The 1759-nt window shown below is 68.4% G+C and carries 2 protein-coding genes; both read right to left on the minus strand.

Annotated features, from left to right (window positions below; genetic code table 11):
- Positions 1-852 (minus strand): ABC transporter ATP-binding protein (locus L0P92_RS44190; RefSeq protein ID WP_234768773.1); only part of this gene is annotated, 852 nt, incomplete at its 3' end.
- Positions 845-1759: ABC transporter permease (locus L0P92_RS44195; protein WP_234768774.1), on the minus strand; the 915-nt coding region annotated here is incomplete at its 5' end. The genes L0P92_RS44195 and L0P92_RS44190, both read right to left, overlap by 8 nt.

Below are 1759 nucleotides of genomic sequence, written 5' to 3' on the forward strand. Positions count from 1 at the left end.
GGAAAGAGGTGCGGGGGCGGGCTTGGGTTGGGGCTTCGGGCTCGGCCTGGCCGCGGGCTTGTCGCTCTTGTCGCCCGTGAAGGCCTCGTACTCCTTCAGGACCTCGCTCGTCGGCCCGTCCATCAGCAGCTCGCCGCGCTCCAGCCACAGGACGCGGTCGCAGGTGTCGCGGATCGACTTGTTGTTGTGGCTGACCAGGAACACCGTGCCCGCGTGCTTGCGCAGCTCGCGGATCCGGGCCTCGGAGCGCTTCTGGAACGAACGGTCACCGGTGGCGAGGGCCTCGTCGATGAGCAGCACGTCGTGGTCCTTGGCCGCGGCGATGGAGAAGCGCAGGCGGGCCGCCATGCCGGAGGAGTACGTGCGCATGGGGAGGGTGATGAAGTCGCCCTTCTCGTTGATGCCGGAGAAGTCGACGATCTCCTGGTAGCGGTCCTTGACCTGCTCGCGGGACATGCCCATCGCGAGGCCACCGAGGTGGACGTTGCGCTCACCGGTGAGGTCGTTCATCAGGGCCGCGTTCACGCCGAGGAGGGAGGGCTGGCCGTCGGTGTAGATACGGCCGTTCTCGACCGGGAGCAGACCCGCGACCGCCTTGAGCAGGGTCGACTTGCCGGAGCCGTTGGTGCCGATCAGGCCGATGGCCTCGCCCTTGTAGGCGACGAACGACACCTTCTTGACCGCGTGCACCTTGCGCACGCCCGCCGCCTTCTCGGTCTGCTTGCGACGCAGGATGCGGTTGAGGGCGGCGGTGGCCGAGCCGCGGCCGGCGCCCGTGCCGTTGACGCGGTAGACGATGTCGACGCCGTCGGCGATGACGGTGGGGATGCTCTCGCGGGTGTTGTCAGCCACGGCCGTACGTCTCCTCAGCCTTCCAGAAGTAGATGAAGCCGCCGACTCCGGCGAGCAGGGCCCAGCCCGTCGCGATGGCCCACACGTGCGGCGGAAGCTGGTCGCCTCGGAAGCTGTCGATGAGCGCGAAGCGCATCAGGTCGATGTACACGGCGGCCGGGTTGGCCTGGAGCGCCGACGTCACCCAGGACGGCGTGTCGGTGTGCTTGGCCATCATGTGGCTGATGCTGAACATCACGCCCGACGCGTACATCCACGTACGCAGCACGAACGGCATCAACTGCGCGATGTCCGGCGTCTTCGCGCCCATCCGGGCCATCACCATCGCGACGCCGGCGTTGAAGACGGACTGCAGCACCAGCGCCGGGATCGTCAGCGCCCAGGAGGCGGTGATCGGCATGCCCAGACAGAGCAGGATCACGACCAGGGCCGCCATCGAGAACAGCAGCTGCTGGAGTTGCTGCAACGCGAACGAGATCGGCAGCGCGGCCCGCGGGAAGTGCAGGGCGCGTACGAGGCCGAGATTGCCGGAGATCGCGCGGGTGCCCGCCATGATCGAGGTCTGGGTGAACGTCCACACGAACACGCCCGTCACCAGGAACGGGATGTAGTCCGGTACGCCGCGGCTGGTGCCCATCAGCTTGCCGAAGATGAAGTAGTACACCGCCGCGTTCAGCAACGGCGTCAGCACCTGCCAGACCTGACCGAGCTTCGCCTGGCTGTACTGGGCCGTGAGCTTGGCCGTGGAGAACGCCCCGATGAAATGCCGGCGCGCCCACAGCTCGCGAACGTACTGGGGCAGGGAGGGGCGGGCACCACTGACCGCGAGCCCGTGCCGGGCGGCGAGGGCCGCGAGGTCGGTTTCGGGGGGTGGGGCCGGAGCCGTGGTGGGCGGTGTGTGGAGGGC

It is taken from the genome of Streptomyces muensis (assembly GCF_021474425.1).
Lineage (GTDB): Bacteria > Actinomycetota > Actinomycetes > Streptomycetales > Streptomycetaceae > Streptomyces > Streptomyces muensis.